Source organism: Verrucomicrobiota bacterium, assembly GCA_038744685.1.
Lineage (GTDB): Bacteria > Verrucomicrobiota > Verrucomicrobiia > Opitutales > Puniceicoccaceae > Puniceicoccus.
Genome location: JBCDMB010000014.1, coordinates 49,959 through 67,249, shown reverse-complemented (window position 1 = coordinate 67,249; position 17,291 = coordinate 49,959). Strand labels below are relative to the sequence as shown.

Below are 17,291 nucleotides of genomic sequence, written 5' to 3'. Positions count from 1 at the left end.
AAAATCAATGCAAAACACTGCAAATGGTACCAGGGTGGGCGCAAATGCGGGGCCAACGGTTGATTCCACGCCTGAGCCAAGGTCTTCCTCAGTCATCACTTTTGACAGTGCTGCCCTTCCGTCGGTTGCAAGTAGCTACAGGCTGTCAAAGAGAGAAGTAGAGGTTTTACATTGGGTTATGGAGGCAAAGAGTGACTCGGAAATCGCTACGATTCTGAGTATCAGTCACCGGACGGTAAACCATCACGTTGGGAGCATACTTCGAAAGATCGGGGTCGAAAACCGTGTTGCGGCGTGCCGCATTGCATGGGAGGCGCAATTGAAAAGCGGAACTGAGTCATGATCGGGAATCGTTTAGAGGGAGTGCGGCTTTTGAAGGTCTGGGTACAGGCGGCAGCCGTCTTCTGCACGTTCTGGTTCTGGTATGTTGGATTTTTCAGCCTTTACGCTGGAGGAAGCCTACCCAGCCCAGCACACTACACGATCTACTCTGTGATTGCGTTCGGTGCAGTTATTTTCGAGCGGCTTCTGCGAGACCACTCCAAAGCGATTGCACCAGCCTACCAATCTCATGAGCGAAGTGTTCTCATCACCGCCCGCCAGACAGGTTTCGTTGCCTGCGCATTTTTGCTCGTGGCCTTTATCGCGAAGGACAAGACGATTTCCCGGGCCTTCATTCTGTCTCTTCTCGCGGTCCTTCCGGCCAGCCTCTTACTTGCGAATCATTACATTTTGCCGCGGCTGACTCGCCAGTTCTTTCTCGGCAATCGTCGCTTGCGAACCGTATTGATCGGCGAGCCTGCCGAAGTCCGCAGGAATCTCGAATGGTTCCGTAAGCAAGAATCCTTGGGTATGGAAATCGTTGGCTACATCGGAAACGGGGTAGACGGTGTAGCAATCGACGGGATTGCCCACCTGGGTGCCAGAACCGAACTTGAATCCACTCTCAAACGAATCGGTCCGTCCACTGCAGTATTTCTCGACCCACCAGATGTCTGCACCGATTTGATCGCCCATAAGGAAATTGGCGACAATCTAGGGATCAGAATCGTTCACGTTTGGGACTTTCAGGCACATTTTGGAATTGTTCCCATTCTTCACACGGAAAGCGGCCTGCAATTTCTTGGGTTTCTCTCCGAGCCTCTGGAGAGCCCCTTCAACCGCCTAGCCAAAAGGGTCTTCGACATCGCGGTTGCCCTACCGGTCTGCCTTTTCGTCCTTCCGCCCCTAGCCCTTTGCGTATGGCTAACCCAAAGATCCCAATCGCCCGGTAGTTTGTTTTTCGTGCAGGATCGTCGTGGTCAGGAGGGTAGAACGTTCCGTATGCTCAAGTTCAGAACGATGCGAGAAGACAATCCCGACGAGGCCCGCCAAGCCACGCGAGAAGACGGCCGTGTTTTCTCTGCTGGACGTATCCTGCGCAAGTTGAGCATCGACGAGTTCCCACAGTTCATCAATGTGTTATTAGGGGATATGAGCATTGTTGGGCCCCGTCCGCACCTCGCCGATCATGACGAGCGTTTTGCCACTGTCTTCCACGGGTATCGCCTCCGTTCCTTTGTCAAACCGGGCATCACCGGTCTTGCTCAGGTCCGCGGTTTCCGAGGATTGGTCGAGGAAGATTCTGATGTGCAGAAGCGCGCCGAATCAGACCTGCAATACCTCGAGCACTGGAGCCTGATCCTCGACGCCACCATTGTCCTAAGAACTTTCGCCAAACTTTTCCATGCCTCCAAAAACGCACTCTAACAAACCAGTTTTGCACACAACCCAACTAAAATCATGAAAACGAAAAAGCGTCTCACCGTCTCTCTTTCCAGCATTGCCATCGGCTGTTCTGGAGTCAGCTTCACTCATGCGCAGGGGATCGGCAACGCCGTTGATCTCTATGCCGGGGTTTCTGGAGCCGTCGAATACACCGACAATGTATTCCTCAACAGCAATGAAGATTCTGACACAATCTTCTACCTCTCCCCTTTCGTCGGAATTGCACGAGACAAGGGTTTGGTCTCGCTCGATGGGACTGCTGGAGTCAACTTTCAGAAGTATGTCGACTTCGACGACAACGACTCGGCGAATCTATTCGCCAACCTAAGCGGTGCCTACGCTGGAAAGCCTCTAAGTGCCTCTGGCTCGATCGGATACACCCAGGAAACTCAGGCTAGTGGCGCAGTCGGAACCATCCTCGAGACCGGGAATTTCAACGTGAATGGTTCGCTCAAATATTACATAAGCGACATCAGTGGAGTAAGTGCCTCAGCGGGATATGCCACATCCGTATCCGACACCTCTGGCTTCGGAGACACCGAGACCTTCACTGTTGGCGGTGGAGGCTTCTACGACTACTCCGAAGCACTCTCATTCGACTTGGGCGTTCGCTACCGCAGAACCGAGGTGTCAGACGTGAACCAAGCGGCCAACGACTCCGATGACATCGCGCTGATTGGAGGAGTTACCGGTGACCTTACGCCGACCTTAGTCGGTAATCTCCAAGCGGGTGTCCAACAGAGGTCTTTTGACAACGCGAACGAGGACGACCAAGTCCGTCCGTTCTTCGGAGCAGGTCTGACGTGGACCATCGACTCGCTGACCAGCGTATCGCTGACCGGGAAATACGACTACACAACTACCGTGTCTAACCTGTCACAGGAATCGTTGATTCTTACTGGAACTCTCAATCATTCCTTTACCAATCAATTGAGCGGCAATGTGGGACTCAGTTTTGAAGACGACAATTTTGTCTCGACCGTTCCCGGCCAAGAAGACCGCGACGATACGCAGTGGGAAGTGTTTGGCGGAGCAAGCTACCAACTGACCGATTGGGGAACCGTAGGTGTTCAACTCAGCTACGCTGACCGCGATTCGAACGAGGATTTCTTCACTTATGATGTCTTCAGCGCTACGCTGTCTGCCTCTGCTTCGTTCTAAGAAACTGCTTCGTTCTGAGACGCCCTTAGCTTGGGCGGCGTGTTTGATGATTGTTTTGAACATGGGTGAGAAGAAATTGTTGTATAATAATTGGGAATCAGCGGGTTCATATCAAAAGGGACTTGGGGTCACAATAGTGCCTCCAAGGATTGGAGATTTCGGCACCTTCAAGGCTCTCTTGTCCGCCCTCTGCATTTCACTCCCAGTGATTATGCACGCCACCCAAACTCCTTCGGACGCTATCCCGTTCACAGGGGACGGAACTTTAGAGCCGGTCACAGAAAGTTCGCAGGAACCAATTGTCGAGCCACCAACTGAGAATTACCTGTTGGCTCCTTTCGACAAAGTCGCGATTCGAGTCTTTGACGAGCCGGAACTCGATTCCGCTCAGCGGATTACTTCTCGCGGGGAGATAACATTGCCCCTTCTGGGGACCGTCAAGGTTGCCGGACTTTCCATTGAGCAGACGAAAGACAACCTCGAAAGACTTTACGTCGAGCAGAAATTTCTTCGCCAACCAGCGGTTTTCGTCGCGATCGAAGAGTTCTCACCCAAACGGATCACCATCCTGGGCGAAATCGGTTCCCCGAGCTCCTTCGAGCTTCCGATTGGAGCAAATTACGTCGAAATCGAAGCGGCCATAGCGATGGCGGGAGGCTTTACCGATCTCGCGCGGAAGTCTTCCGTCCGGGTTACCCGCAAGAGCGAACCGGACGGACGTGAGAAAGTGGAAGAAGTCGATATGGACGATGTCCTTTTCGACGATGAAGAAGGGTTCGCCACCACCCGTTACCGGATCTACCCCGGCGACATCCTTTACGTCCCTCGTCGCTTCTTCTAAGGGGGAACAAGGAAAAAATCCACCAAAGACGAAGAAAGGAGTGTTCCCAATAAATAGGCAAAATTACTCACTACAGACTAACCGTCTCACAGACTCAGAGACCAACCGCCTAACAACCGTCTAACCGCCTCACCGTCTTACCGTTTCACTGTCTAACAGACTAACCGAAAACCCCTCCGCCCGAATGGGGAACCAACAGTCCAATCCCGCGCTCCGCGCCACCTTCCAATCGACTCCCAAGGCCGACCAAGGGCGGTAGCTTGTTCGGCTTATCAGTGAGACGGTTAGTCTGTGAATCAGTGAGTCAGCAGCTTTTTTGTCGGCAAAATCATCTGTATTAGGCCAATTGCTCAACGCCCAACTTTCTTACTGACTAACCGACTCTCAGACTAACCGACTCAGTGCTTTACCCCCCCACTGACTCACAGACTCACCGTCTAACTGCCTCACCGCCCAACCGTCTCACCGTCTTACGGCCTCACCGTCTCACCGACAACCCGTTCATGAAAATCCACCTAATCGAAGACCTCGACACCTATCGGGAGGCTTTTGATTTTCAGCAGAGTATTTTTGAGAAGTCTAAATCTTGGCCTCGAGAAGAAAGTTACTCCCTCATTGATCAGATCAGACGCTCCTCGCGCTCTGTTGGAGCCTCCTTGTCCGAAGCTTGGGCAAAGCGAGAGTATCCAGCACATTTCCACAGCAAACTAACCGATTCTGACAGCGAATTGTTAGAAACCGGCCATTGGCTAAGGACGGCCAGATCCTGCGGCTACCTATCTGACGAGGATTTTCAAAAGCTAAAAGAGCAGCGTGACACCCTAGGCCGCAGAATCGGAAAAATGATCCAGACCTCCAACAATTTCTGTAGCCCACGAAAAAAATAGAACTCGGTCCAACCGTCTCACCGTCTCACCGAACAACCGCCAAATGAAATCGCCAACATCTACACTAGAAAACGAAAAACCGCTTTTCTCCATCGGTGACATCATCGCCATCCTCCGCTACCGCTGGCTCCCTGGACTTGCGGTGGGGTTGGTCCTCGCGGCGGCATTTGCTTTTTGGAAGATGCAGGAGACCCCGATCTATAAGGCGAGCGCAACGGTAATGGCCGAGATGAATCGGGATCGGGTTCTGACCAACATGGAGGATGTCGTTGACCCGCGCGCCATGAGGCTCGACATAGCCATAAACACCCACTTTGAACGTCTGCGGAGTCAGCAATTTGCCGAACAGGTTGCCGAGGAACTGAGCGAAACACAAATCCAGCAACTGGTCGCGCCTTACCTTAACCCGGACAACCCGGAACAGGTTCCCAATCCAATCGGAGTGCTGCGGCGTTCGTTCTCGGTTTCGAGTCGAAGCGGCTCGCAAGTTCTCGTTTTTTCCGGAACACACCCCAACCCGCAAGTAGCCGCTTGGGTTCCCAATCTATTTGCAGAGACATACATTCGCTACCTAACGGCTCTCCGGGCAAGTTCGAGCGAAATCGCGATTACCTTTCTCGAGGAACAGGTCGAAGCCGCCCGCAAGGATGTCGAAGCCGGTGAGCAGGTTTTGCAGGATTACCGCCGCGAGAACAATTTGATCTCTATCGAGGAGAACCAACAAGTCGTTTCCCTTGAACTCCAAGGGTTGAACGAAGCTCTGAACAGCAACCGTATCCGGCTCGTCACCCTCCAATCGCAACTGGCCCAAATCGAATCGGCGGGAACAGACCCAACTGCACTGTCCAAGATTCCCGCGCTAGTGGACAACGAAGCCATCGCTGAGGTCGTCGCCAACCTGGATCGTCTCTCGCAGGAACGCGACATCCTCTCTCAACGCTACCTTGAACGCCACCCGAAGATGGTGGCCAACGCAAACGAGGTAAGTGCCACCCTTCGGCAGCTGGAAGCGGCGGCCAAAAGGCGGCAAACAACACTGCAGGAAACTCAGAAGGGAACTGATGCGGAGATCGCCATCCTTTTGGACAAAATCGCCGACGTGGAGAACCGCGCCCGTGAACTCGACCAGCTGGCCATCCAATATACAGTCCGGGAAAGGGAAGTGCAATCAAAGCGACGTACCTACGAAAGGCTCATCGATCGTCTAAACGAAACTCAGGTCACCACCCAGCTCGACACGACGGTTCTGCGGATCATGGACGAGGCCACCCCTCCCGGTTCGCCTATTTCCCCCTCACTTCGCAACACGATTACAACGGCGACCATCATTTTCCTGATTTGTTTGATTGGGATTCCCATTGGTCTGGAGTTTCTCGACAATCGGATTCGCACCTTCATGGATATTGATAGGGTTTTGAAGAAGCCGTTGCTTGGTGAGATTCGAGAAATCGAAAACGCAGGTTCCAAGACGATCACACGGGGTGTCCTCGATGAAAAAGACGAAATCTTGGAATCGTTTCGCAATATTTACAGCAACCTTCATTTGAAAGATGATCTGCCCTCCTCTTTTGCAATGGTGGTCACCAGCACGATCCCCTCTGAAGGAAAGACATTTGTCGCAGCTAACTTGGGCGAGATCTTTTCCCGGCACGGCAAGAAAGTGATTCTCATCGACACTGACCTTCGTCGCCCCAGCCTCGCCGGTTACTTGGACCAGTCCAATGAGAAAGGTCTCCTTTCCTGGCTGCGATCACGCAAGGAAAAAGGAAACCAGGATCAACAGCCAAATCCCCTTTCATCGGACGACTTGAACGTGGTGCGCATTGCGGAAAATCTGGACCTCCTTCCGGCAGGAGGATCGACAAAGTCACCGACCGAGGCTCTCACCAGCGACGCCCTTGACGTTCTTATCTCTCACCTCAAGGAAGCCTATGACATCATCATTTTCGACACCCCTCCGGCAGGGATTTTCCCTGATGCCACCCTTCTGGCTGATTTCGCCGACACCTCCATTTACGTCGCGCGCCAGAAAAAGGTGGCCCGCGCAGCCGCCCGCCACGGCATCTCCCTCCTCGACCGCGGCCGCGCCCCTGTAGTAGGCGTCGTCCTGAACGGGATAACCACCAACCCAACCGCCGGACAAAGCGGCTACGGCAACTACGGTTACGGCCAATACGGTGGCTACGGATACGGCTACAACTACAAATACACCTATCAAAAGAAGTATCAGAAGCATTACGCATCGGAAACGAGAGGTGACGGTGAGACCGTTAGTCGGTGAACCGGTGAGTCGGTTAAACTGTAAGTCGGTGAAGCGGTTAGGAAATCGAGAACAATTAGAAAGCACCACGTTGGAATTCGGAATCAATCCGTGACTCTCGCAACCACACCACATATCCAACTATTACTCCGTCTTACCGCGGACTCACGGTCTCACCGACTCACCGACCAACAGCGTCACCAGCAAGTATCTTCCTTGACGCCCATCTTTTAGTACCTACCGTAATTACCCATGAAAACGACTACAAAGCTCACCAAGATCGGTAATTCTCAAGGGATCCGACTAAGCAAAGAATTGCTCGGGCGATATGCAATCTCAGATGCTCTAGAGATGGAAACGACCCCTGATTCCATCATTCTGCGTCCTCTCACGAACACTAAGACAACTTGGGAATCTACCTACCGGGAGATGGCTCGGTCTGAGGAAGACTGGTCTTCTTGGGATACCTTGTCCGAGGACGGTATACCGAATGAAGATTGAGCGATATGGAATCTATTGGGTGGATTTAAATCCAGTTATTGGATCGGAGATGGCAAAGACTCGTCCTGCAATCGTTGTCAGTGACGACTTAATGAATCAAAACTTGGATACGATAGTGGTCTGTCCACTCACGTCTCAGATCCACCCAGCATGGAGATCACGTATTCAGATGAACTGTGCCGGCCAAAGCTCTGAAATTGCTGTGGATCAGATCCGCACCATTAGCCGCAGGCGCCTTAGAAGAAAAATCGACCAAGCAAATGCTGAAACAACCTCAGCCCTCCGATCTCTAATCGTAGAAATGTACGGATCCCCCTAGGGCCATTGAGCCCTCAGCTTTCCACTTTCAACTCCCAGTTCCCCACTGTCTAACCGCTTGCCCTGCGTAGCTCGCACAGCGTAGAAGGGTCTAACTGCCACCAGCTTCAACTTTCAGTTCTCGACTATCCCCCTCACTGTCTCACCCCTCTACGCTCTCCGAGCTACGCAGGGCAAGCGGTCTCACAGATGTCAGTCAAAACTCTCCTCGTCACTGGTTCCTCCGGCTTAATCGGCTCCGAGGTTTGCCTCTTTTTCGCGAAAAAAGGATGGGAAATCCATGGCGTCGATAACAACCAAAGAGCAGTATTCTTTGGTTCTCAGGGGGATACCCGATGGAATCAGAGCCGTCTCGCGAAACTGCTCGGGAAACAGTTCATCCACCACGAAGTTGACATTCGTAGCCGACTCGACGTGCTCAATTTGGTCAACGAAGTTCGACCAGACGCCGTTGTCCACACTGCAGCCCAGCCCAGCCACGACCGTGCAGCCGCCATCCCCTTTGCCGATTTTGATACCAACGCCGTCGGCACCCTCAATTTGCTCGAAGCCGCACGCCGGAGTTGCCCGGAGGCCCCCTTCGTCCATATGTCAACCAATAAGGTCTATGGCGACCGCCCCAATACGATCAAACTCAAGGAAATGGAAACTCGCTGGGACTATGCCGATCCGATTTACACCGAAGGCATTCCCGAAGACTTCCCCATCGACCAGGCGAAGCACTCGATCTTCGGGGCCTCGAAAGTCGCGGCCGACATTATGGTCCAAGAATACGGTCGCTACTTTGAGATGCCGACCTGCGCCCTGCGAGGTGGCTGTCTGACGGGTCCCAACCACAGCGGTGTTGAGTTACACGGCTTCCTCAGCTACCTCGTCAAGTGTAACTTGGAGGAGCGCGAATACACCGTCTTCGGTTACAAAGGCAAACAAGTCCGTGACAACATTCACAGCGAAGACGTGGCTCGCTTCATCGACGCCTTCATTCAAGCCCCTCGCGCCGGTGGGGTATACAACATCGGGGGTGGCCGGGACAACAGTTGCTCCATCCTCGAAGCCTTCCAAATCACCGAAAGATTCACCGGAAAGCCCCAAGCCTACGAATACAGCGACCAAAACCGCTCCGGCGATCACATTTGCTACATCAGCAATCTAGCCAAGATGCACGAGCACTACCCCAGTTGGAATATCACCATTAGTCTCGAAGAGACGATCAGTCAGATTGTCGAGGCGTGGAGTGGTTCTAGTGTTAGTTGAAGGTGAGAGTTTAAGTTTAAGTGGGAACCCAAAGTTTCGAAGATCTTGAAGTTTGGAGACGAAGCCTTCATCTCGCCTTCAGCGTTTGCGAAGCAGCTGAGAAGTGGAAGAATTTGGGATTGCGCGATCAAATCACTCGATCTGCTGTTTCTGTTCCATCAAACATCGCTGAAGGGGCAGAACGAACTGGGAAATCGAATTCAAACAGTTTCTAGGATATGCCCGTGGTTCATGCGGAGAGCTTAGAACTCAGCTAATCATTGCAGAAAGATTAGGTTATCTTCCATCTGACAAGGCGAGAGCTTGGATTTCCGAATCACGGGAGATTTCAAAAATGCTCTGGGGCCTTACTAAGTCCCTGGGACGATAGCCCCTAAACCCAAAACGACTTTTTCCAAATCGTTCACTTTAACTTAAACTATCAAGATACACCGCATCTTAATCACCGGTGGTGCTGGCTTCGTCGGCTCGAACCTTTGCCTCGCCCTCCGCGATGCGTTTCCGGAGGTTGGAATCACCGCGATGGACAACCTCTATCGCAAAGGGTCCGAACTGAACCTTCCACGCTTCGAAGCGGCAGAAATCCGCTTCCACAAGGGAGATATCCGCGATCCGGAGTCATTCCCGGAAGATCCTTTCGACCTGATGATCGAATGTTCGGCGGAGCCCTCGGTGCTGGCAGGACGTGACGGATCCCCGGATTACCTTTTCCAAACCAACCTTGTCGGGGCCTATCATTGCCTTGAAGCCTGCCGCCGCCACGACGCAGGGATGATCTTCCTCTCGACCAGCCGCGTCTATCCGGTGGCCCGACTGGAAAGCCATCCCTGGCGCGAAGAGGAAACCCGATTCGCATGGGATGACGAGGGAACACCCGGCCTGAGTTCGCGAGGCGTGGCCGAGACCATCGACCTCTCCGGTGCCCGTTCGCTCTATGGCTTCACCAAGTTCGCCGCCGAGCAGATGATCGAGGAGTACCGCAACAGCTTCGGTTTCCGCGCCGTCGTCAACCGCTGTGGCGTCATCGCCGGCCCCTGGCAATTCGGCAAGGTCGATCAAGGCGTCGTCGCCCTCTGGGTCATGGCCCACCACTTCCGACGCAACCTTTCCTACATTGGCTACGGGGGCGGCGGCAAGCAGGTGCGCGACATGCTTCACGTCCAAGACCTTGCCGATCTGATCGTCGAACAAGTCCGCAACTTCGAAGCTTGGGACGGCTGGCTCGGTAACGTAGCAGGCGGCCTTGAATGCTCCGCATCCCTTCGAGAACTCACCCGCCTTTGCGAAGAAGTCACCGGTAATCGCATCGACATCAACTCCGCACCCGAGAACCGCCCCAACGACCTCCGCATCTTCCTCGCCGACTGCAGCAAGCTACGCGCGAAACTCGCCTCGATCAACAAAGAGCAAGTATCCAGTAACAAAGAACTTCCCAATTTTCCCCGGCGCACCGTCCGCGACATTGTCACCGACACCCACGCCTGGGTCCGCAAAAACGAATCCGCTCTGGCCGACCTCTGAAGCATTCCACTTCTGCGTTCAAATTTCAGCTCTCGATTCTCTACTCTCCCCACCCTCTCACCGTCTCACCGTCCAACAGTTTTCAGATTTCAGTTTTCCCCTTTCCGACTCACTGTCTCACCCCTACGCTCTCCGAGCTACGCAGGGCAAGCCGTCTCACCGTCTCACCGTTTTCAGCTTTCCTACTGTTTCGCCCTTCACACCTACCCCAACTTGCCTGTTGCTTCACTCTTCAAACTTCCCCCGTCAAACTTCTTAAATCATCTTGACGCAAGATCCAAGAACATCATGATGTTAAATATGAGAACGACGCTTACCATCGAACCGGACGTTGCAGAAAAAGCAAAGCTTGCCACACAAACCACTGGAATGACTTTCAAAGAACTAATAAACGAAGCACTCCGTTGTGGAATCGACCAAGTCACAGCTCCTAGACCCTCCCGCCGCTACAGGACAAAAGCGCGTTCGCTTGGCCTGAAGCGCGGACTCAACTACGACAATGTTGCCGACCTGCTAGCTCAAACCGAGCGGGAGGACTATCGCTAGTTTTTTCCTCAGTCCTTACAGTCCCAATATCCTCGACTCCCTACGCGTACGGTTTTGATCTTCCCAGACGCAAATTTGCTCCTGTATGCGGAAGATGCCGAGTCACAGTATCACGAAGCAGCCCGACATTGGTGGGATACGGCACTTAGTGGCTCCGCAGCAGTCTGCCTCTGTTGGGAAGTCATCAATGCCTATCTTCGCATCGGTACAAACCCACGTATTCATGAAGCACCCCTTAGCCTCGAAGAGGCCAGTGGAAGAATCAATAGTTGGCTAGATCAACCCTGTGTCCGGGTAATCCACCCTTTAAATGATCACTGGAAACAATTTTGCCAACTGCTCATGGAGGCGCAAGCAACTGCAAACCTTGTCCCGGACGCACATCTAGCAGCCCTTTGTAAAAGCCACGGCTGCACACTCTACTCAAGTGACCATGACTTCGCAAAATTCACCTCTATCAAGTGGGTGAATCCACTACGACCGTGAGGTAACCGGTGAGCCAGCACCGAAGATACAGCCAGCAACAAGCGGTTCATTCCCAACCATTTCGCTGAATCTATTGAGAGATATTCGAAACAATTTAACCCTTCAGACTTCACCCTTCCCACTACCAGCTCTCCACTGTGAGCTCTCCACTGACTTACTGACTCACCGACTAACCGTTTGACCGACTAACCGTCTAACCGTCTAACCGTTTTCAGCTTTCAACTCTCAGTTTTCAACTATTTGACACAATTAATCAATGGTTGTAAATTGCCATCATGATCAAAACACAAGTTCAATTACCCGACACTCTATACCATGAGGCGAAGCGGATTTCTCAGCAGTATGAAATGAGCCTTGCTGAGGTGGTCCGCCGCGGACTCGAAGGAATAATCCCTTCCTACCCCAATCGTTCCGCGCAAAAAGAGCCTTGGACCTTGCCGACCGTCTCCGTCGGTCTGGTGAAAGATCCGTTTGCGGATAAAAATTGGCGGGAAGAACACGCCATCGATGCCGTAGGTCGGATGAAATGATAGCATTTGATACGAATGTTCTATTTCCCTCGCTCGAAGAAACCCATCCCGATCACGCCGCCGCCAGAAGATTCCTTGGAGATCTTCAAACCGGATCTCAGTCGGTGGCTTTGTGCGAGCTGACCTTGGTCGAGACCTATGTTCTTTTGAGAAACCCCGCCATTTGTCGAAATCCTCTCGACCACCAGCGGGCCCTGGAGATCATCAACCATCTTCGCACAAATTCCTCTTGGCGGCTCGTCGACTACCCTGGCGGTTTGATGGATAGAATCTGGAAGAACCCTTTCTCCGATGAAAACCCACCCCGAAGGCGCATCTTTGATACCAGACTAGCGGTTACCCTCCTTCATAACGGCGTCACTCACTTCGCCACCGCAAACACCAAGGACTTTGTCTCCTTTCCTTTTGATAAGCTCTGGAACCCTTTCTTGGAACAGTAATACCGAATAACCGCTCTCGACTCTCAGTTCTTCACTGAAGGACCGTCTCGCGGACCAACTGCCTCACCGTTTCCCGCTCCCGGCTATTCCCTCAACTTTCTCCGACTCACCGTCTCACTGACTGACCGACTCACCGCTTTCAGCTCTCACATTCAGAACCGTTTCACCGATATCCAACTGGCATTTTCGGACATGCAATTGTTTTATTTTCACTGTAGATATGGAAACCTCAGACGAGTGGCTTGAATGGTTCCGCATGACACCCACCGAACGGTTCAAAGCCAGCATGGACCTCTGGCCCCAATTCATCGCAATGGGAGGCAGCTGTGATCCCGACCCCGATTACCAGAGCCCTTTCTTCGATGAAGCGGAATGGCGTGCGCTCGCTGATGATGGGCGGCCAAGCCTGCGTGCTCTACGGAGCAGCCGAATTCAGTCGTGACCTTGACCTGGCGATTCAAGTCGACGAAGAGAACCTTTTTTCCCTGGGGAAAGCCCTCGCCGAGCTGAATGCCACTGTAATCGCAGTACCTCCTTTCGAACGTAAGTATCTTGAGCGGGGTCATGCCGTCCATTTCCGATCCCATCTCCCGGAAATGCATCGGCTTCGGATCGACATTATGACCCGGATGAGGGGAGTAGATTCTTTCGAGATTTTATGGGAAAGACGAACCTCCTTCACAATTGAAAATCTGGAGTTAGATCTTCTCTCAATCGGCGATTTGATAGCCGCAAAGCGAACGCAGCGAGACAAAGATTGGCCAATGACGAACCGCTTGGTCGAGGCGCACTACCTCGCTAACGCGGAGAAACCGGATGAGCCATCAATACGGTTTTGGCTCACCGAATCGTTCGATCTCTCTTTTCTCAGTTCTCTGGTAGAGAGGTTTCCGGTCCAAAGCGGGGAACTAAGCGAATCCAGACCCGTTCTCGCAACACTTCTCCAAAAGCAAACCGAGAGAGCGAGAACTCAACTACAGGAAGAACGGCGATCCATAGAGCTTGCAGACGAAGCCTACTGGGCACCCCTGATCAAAGAACTTCACCAACTACGCACCAAAACCTGATTTCAGATACTACATCCAACGGTTTCACTGTTCTCGACTCTCAACTTTCAGCTTTCATCTCTCCACACTGACTAACCGACTCACTGACTAACTGACTAACCGTCCCACTGCTCTCAACTCTCCCCACTGACTGACTGGCTCACTGACTAACCGACTCACCGCTTGCCCTGCGTAGCTCGCAGAGCGTAGAAGGGTCTAACCGCTCTCTTCTTTCAGCTTTCACCGTCTAACTGACTAACCGTCTGACCGTCTCACCAAAAAATGCCCAACCTCCCAGTAACCACCTATAGTCCCGATTCGCTGTTTAGGGACAAACGTCGCCTTTTTACAGAATTAAAAGATGAATTGTTAGGGTCCCGCGAGCTGGCCTTCGCGCTCTTCAAGCGAAACATCAAAGCACAGTTCAGACAAAGCGCTCTCGGTTACACATGGTTGTTATTCCCACCGATTGCTACCACTCTGGTTTGGTTCTTCCTGAATCGTTCCGGCGTGGTTCGTGTGGCCGAAACTGGAATCCCGTACCCTGCCTTTGTCATGATTGGCACTCTCCTCTGGCAAGCCTTCTTGGATGGTATGCTCAAACCAATACAAGCATTGGAGACCTCAAAGTCCATGCTTACGAAGATCAACTTTCACCGCAGTGCACCAGTGATTGCCGGGATCATGGAAACTTCTGTCATTTCTGCTGTTCGTTTAACCCTTTTGATTCCAGTCTTTGCTTTTGTAGGTCTGATACCGGGATGGACAGCTGTTTTCTTTCCCGTAGCGTATCTGGCTATCGTCCTTCTTGGCACATCCTTTGGCACCCTCTTGGCTCCCATAGGGTTACTTTACACCGACATTGGGCGTGGCCTGCAGGTTCTGGGACAATTCCTCATGTATGCGGCTCCGGTCGTTTATCCGATCGCCACCGCAGGAATCTTAGCCATTGTCCACAAATTAAATCCGACCACTTACCTGTTGGAGACGGGTCGGGAGCTGCTTACGGGATCACCGCTTCTTTATCTTTCCGAAAGTGTCCTCATCACCCTCACCGCTTTCGTTCTGCTTCTCATCGCTTGGACTGTCCTGCACATTTCAATGCCCCGCCTTATCGAAAGGATGGGGATGTAGAGGCTGCCGGGGAGGCATTTTGTCTAAGAGAAAAGTTGATGTTGAAGTAGCAGCACAAGATTCCAGTTTCGAAAATTTAAAGCTTTCGCAGAGATCTACAGATCTGTCGGTCGAAGTTTTGAGTCGAGGAAGTTCTAGAAATCCTTGGATTCCGAAACCATCCCACGCGTTCAATTCTTTAAGTTCTGTCAAACGTTGCCAAAGGTATAGAGCACTGGAGTTTAAATATTTTCTTTGCTATGCTCAAGGGTCGGTAGGCGAAAATAGCACGCGAAAAATGATAGGACAGTAATTCTCCTATTTTAATATCCGAATCGCAAAGTAGTAGATTAATAACTTTCGCGAAACTGCACGCATACTCCTTGTCTCCGCAAGTCGCTAGAGGTTAAAACTCCGGTTTCATCTGAAGTCTGACAGTCATTCCTCGAGATCACTAAAGCGCTTTGAAATCCTCAACTTCAACTGACCACTTAAACTCATCGGCGAAGTCGACCGACGAAGTCCTCGTCAAAGTCGAAAATATCGGCAAGATTTTCTGCCGGGATCTAAGAAAGTCCCTCTGGTATGGCCTCAAAGACACGACAAGAGACCTCTTCGCTTGGGGAAGGAAGCCGGGGACTTCTGCGGAGGAACGGGGAGGAGTCCAAACAAGCCCCACCAGGTCACCCGAGCCCCGTCCCCTTCGGCAAAGCGAATTCTGGGCTAATCAGGGGATTTCCTTCGAGCTCCGCAGAGGAGAGTGCCTCGGCCTGATCGGTCACAACGGAGCAGGGAAAACCACCCTGCTAAAAATGCTCAATGGGCTGATCAAGCCGGATTTTGGAAAAATCACCATGAGAGGACGAGTCGGGGCACTGATTGCTCTCGGAGCGGGTTTCAATCCGGTGCTGACGGGTAGAGAGAACATTTACGTTAACGGTTCAGTCCTTGGGATTTCTAAAAATGAGCTCAAATCAAATTTCGATGAAATTGTTTCCTTTGCTGAGATCGAAGAATTTATAGATACCCCAGTGCAGAGTTACAGCTCAGGCATGCAAATAAGGCTTGGCTTCTCCATCGCAATAATGGCTAAACCTGATGTTCTCATTCTTGATGAAGTGCTTGCCGTCGGAGATGCAGCCTTCAGGGCCAAATCCCTCGAGAGAGTCTCCCGGCTACTAAAAGACTCCGCCGTTATTTTCGTTTCTCATCAAATGAACCAAGTTTCCCGGATATGCGAAAGGGCAATATGGTTAGAGGCTGGGAGAATAAAAGAAACAGGCGAAACAAAACAAATACTAGATCTTTATACGAATTCCATACTCGATATGGAACCGAAAAAAGAAACCAAAAAGGCCTCAGGATTGCTAAGTATATCATGCGCGAATTCAGTAACTACACAGTTCGATAATCCTCTCAATCTTGAGTTCTCGATTACTTCCCGGAGTTCATTTCAAATAAAAGCCATTCAAGTTGGATTTGAAAATCAAAGAGGTGAAGTTTTGGCGCAATCACGAACGAGAATCAACGAAAAAATTCCTGACTCGGACATTAATCTATCACTTTCTTTTGAACACATCAACTTATGTCCAGGGTGTTATTGGATTAATTTGAATCTTTTCGAAGATGAACTATACAAATATCACATTTCAATGATACACAAAGCTATGACGTTACAAATTGAAGGGGAAGGCTGGCACGGAGCACCCTACACACCAATAATGAAAGCAAAGATCGAAGAGTTCCGAAATGATTGAACTCTAGTCTTTGGAAAGAACAATAATTTTGATCTCCCGCTCTTGTGAAAACTAAATTACTTTTACTAGTCACTACACAAAGAAGTGGAAGCACCCTTCTCTTCGATGTCCTTCGCTCAAATCAGTCTATCACAGTCTCGCATAGTTGGAAAAACTTTAGATTACTGGGTGCAGATAACGCTAGGAGAAGATACCCAAAAGATCTCACCAAAGAGAATGGTTTTGAATCTGATCATTTAGAAGTCAATCCTAATCAGTATGGATACATGGAAAACATTCTACTAAAAGAAAAATGCAATCCAATATACGAGTTAGAAAAGATTCATCCCCATTTTATAAACTTCTCAAAAGCATCTATTCTAAATCTTCTAACAACAGAAGTTAACTTAACTGTAGTCGTGATGACCAGAAAGCCCTCGTCTTCAATACAATCATTCATAAACTACCAGGAGAGAGCTCACTGGTATTGGGGTATGAGTTTTTCTGAGATTGTCAAACACTTCTTAAGAGAACTTTCGTTCTTGAAGCACCTGGAAAAAATCGATGGCTTAAAAATTTATAAAACTAACTACGAAAATTACCTCAATAACTTCTTTGAAGAGAATCTCAAAATTGCACAGTTCTTAAGAGTAAGGTGGGAAAATAGCCATCTATCCGATCTTGAAAAAAGACTACTCCGCGACCACAGCACAAGAGGAAAATTCAGAACCTCAACAGAGCAGTTAAAAAATATACTTAAAGTAAATCCTTACCTTAAGTTTAAAATACGAATGCTCGATGCATATTATAAATACTTCTTTTAAATCAAGATTCGCCTACAGGCTCAAGAATTCTAGAGGTTCACTGACGCCCAGTAGGGACTG

At 50.9% G+C, this 17,291-nt stretch carries 20 protein-coding genes; all 20 read left to right on the top strand.

Annotated features, from left to right (window positions below; all coding sequences use genetic code 11):
- Window positions 1–7 precede the first annotated feature (7 nt).
- Window positions 8–343 (top strand): helix-turn-helix transcriptional regulator, encoded by a 336-nt coding sequence (locus AAGJ81_09670; GenBank protein MEM0966402.1) that lies wholly within the window; start codon window positions 8–10, stop codon window positions 341–343.
- Entirely contained in the window at window positions 340–1,749 is a 1,410-nt protein-coding gene (locus AAGJ81_09665; GenBank protein ID MEM0966401.1) for an exopolysaccharide biosynthesis polyprenyl glycosylphosphotransferase, read from the top strand. The genes AAGJ81_09670 and AAGJ81_09665 overlap by 4 nt, the downstream gene beginning before the upstream one ends.
- 33 nt (window positions 1,750–1,782) lie before the next feature.
- The gene (locus AAGJ81_09660) at window positions 1,783–2,928 is read left to right on the top strand and encodes an outer membrane beta-barrel protein (protein MEM0966400.1); all 1,146 of its coding nucleotides are present in this window, start codon (window positions 1,783–1,785) and stop codon (window positions 2,926–2,928) included.
- Between the two features lie 61 nt (window positions 2,929–2,989).
- Window positions 2,990–3,769 carry a polysaccharide biosynthesis/export family protein gene (locus tag AAGJ81_09655; protein MEM0966399.1) on the top strand — a complete coding sequence of 260 codons (780 nt, stop codon included), beginning with the start codon at window positions 2,990–2,992 and terminating at the stop codon, window positions 3,767–3,769.
- A gap of 503 nt (window positions 3,770–4,272) precedes the next feature.
- Window positions 4,273–4,656 (top strand): four helix bundle protein, encoded by a 384-nt coding sequence (locus AAGJ81_09650; protein ID MEM0966398.1) that lies wholly within the window; start codon window positions 4,273–4,275, stop codon window positions 4,654–4,656.
- A gap of 43 nt (window positions 4,657–4,699) precedes the next feature.
- Window positions 4,700–6,937 carry a polysaccharide biosynthesis tyrosine autokinase gene (locus tag AAGJ81_09645; protein MEM0966397.1) on the top strand — a complete coding sequence of 746 codons (2,238 nt, stop codon included), beginning with the start codon at window positions 4,700–4,702 and terminating at the stop codon, window positions 6,935–6,937.
- A gap of 231 nt (window positions 6,938–7,168) precedes the next feature.
- Window positions 7,169–7,417: an AbrB/MazE/SpoVT family DNA-binding domain-containing protein gene (locus tag AAGJ81_09640; protein MEM0966396.1), complete on the top strand. Its 249-nt coding sequence runs from the start codon at window positions 7,169–7,171 to the stop codon at window positions 7,415–7,417.
- Entirely contained in the window at window positions 7,407–7,736 is a 330-nt protein-coding gene (locus AAGJ81_09635; GenBank protein ID MEM0966395.1) for a type II toxin-antitoxin system PemK/MazF family toxin, read from the top strand. The genes AAGJ81_09640 and AAGJ81_09635 overlap by 11 nt, the downstream gene beginning before the upstream one ends.
- 188 nt (window positions 7,737–7,924) lie before the next feature.
- A complete protein-coding gene (locus AAGJ81_09630; protein ID MEM0966394.1) occupies window positions 7,925–8,989 on the top strand; it encodes an NAD-dependent epimerase/dehydratase family protein in 1,065 nt (354 codons plus the stop codon).
- Between the two features lie 20 nt (window positions 8,990–9,009).
- Window positions 9,010–9,204, top strand: coding sequence for a four helix bundle protein (locus AAGJ81_09625; protein ID MEM0966393.1), 195 nt, complete (start codon window positions 9,010–9,012; stop codon window positions 9,202–9,204).
- Window positions 9,183–9,359 (top strand): four helix bundle protein, encoded by a 177-nt coding sequence (locus AAGJ81_09620; GenBank protein ID MEM0966392.1) that lies wholly within the window; start codon window positions 9,183–9,185, stop codon window positions 9,357–9,359. Before AAGJ81_09625 ends, AAGJ81_09620 begins: the two co-directional genes overlap by 22 nt.
- A 56-nt stretch (window positions 9,360–9,415) precedes the next feature.
- Entirely contained in the window at window positions 9,416–10,510 is a 1,095-nt protein-coding gene (locus AAGJ81_09615; protein ID MEM0966391.1) for an NAD-dependent epimerase/dehydratase family protein, read from the top strand.
- Window positions 10,511–10,810: 300 nt separating this feature from the next.
- A complete protein-coding gene (locus tag AAGJ81_09610; protein ID MEM0966390.1) occupies window positions 10,811–11,056 on the top strand; it encodes a DUF2191 domain-containing protein in 246 nt (81 codons plus the stop codon).
- A 54-nt stretch (window positions 11,057–11,110) separates the two neighbouring features.
- Window positions 11,111–11,542, top strand: a complete 432-nt coding sequence (locus AAGJ81_09605) for a TA system VapC family ribonuclease toxin (protein ID MEM0966389.1) — start codon at window positions 11,111–11,113, stop codon at window positions 11,540–11,542.
- A gap of 275 nt (window positions 11,543–11,817) precedes the next feature.
- The gene (locus AAGJ81_09600) at window positions 11,818–12,072 is read left to right on the top strand and encodes an antitoxin (GenBank protein ID MEM0966388.1); all 255 of its coding nucleotides are present in this window, start codon (window positions 11,818–11,820) and stop codon (window positions 12,070–12,072) included.
- Window positions 12,069–12,512: a PIN domain-containing protein gene (locus AAGJ81_09595; protein ID MEM0966387.1), complete on the top strand. Its 444-nt coding sequence runs from the start codon at window positions 12,069–12,071 to the stop codon at window positions 12,510–12,512. The genes AAGJ81_09600 and AAGJ81_09595 overlap by 4 nt, the downstream gene beginning before the upstream one ends.
- 362 nt (window positions 12,513–12,874) lie before the next feature.
- On the top strand, window positions 12,875–13,579 hold the full coding sequence (locus tag AAGJ81_09590; protein MEM0966386.1) for a hypothetical protein: 705 nt from the start codon (window positions 12,875–12,877) through the stop codon (window positions 13,577–13,579).
- 261 nt (window positions 13,580–13,840) lie between these two features.
- Complete coding sequence (locus tag AAGJ81_09585) at window positions 13,841–14,692, top strand: ABC transporter permease (GenBank protein MEM0966385.1); 852 nt, start codon at window positions 13,841–13,843, stop codon at window positions 14,690–14,692.
- A 443-nt stretch (window positions 14,693–15,135) separates the two neighbouring features.
- Entirely contained in the window at window positions 15,136–16,428 is a 1,293-nt protein-coding gene (locus AAGJ81_09580; protein ID MEM0966384.1) for an ABC transporter ATP-binding protein, read from the top strand.
- A gap of 44 nt (window positions 16,429–16,472) precedes the next feature.
- Window positions 16,473–17,231 (top strand): sulfotransferase, encoded by a 759-nt coding sequence (locus tag AAGJ81_09575; protein ID MEM0966383.1) that lies wholly within the window; start codon window positions 16,473–16,475, stop codon window positions 17,229–17,231.
- The last annotated feature ends 60 nt before the right edge of the window (window positions 17,232–17,291 follow it).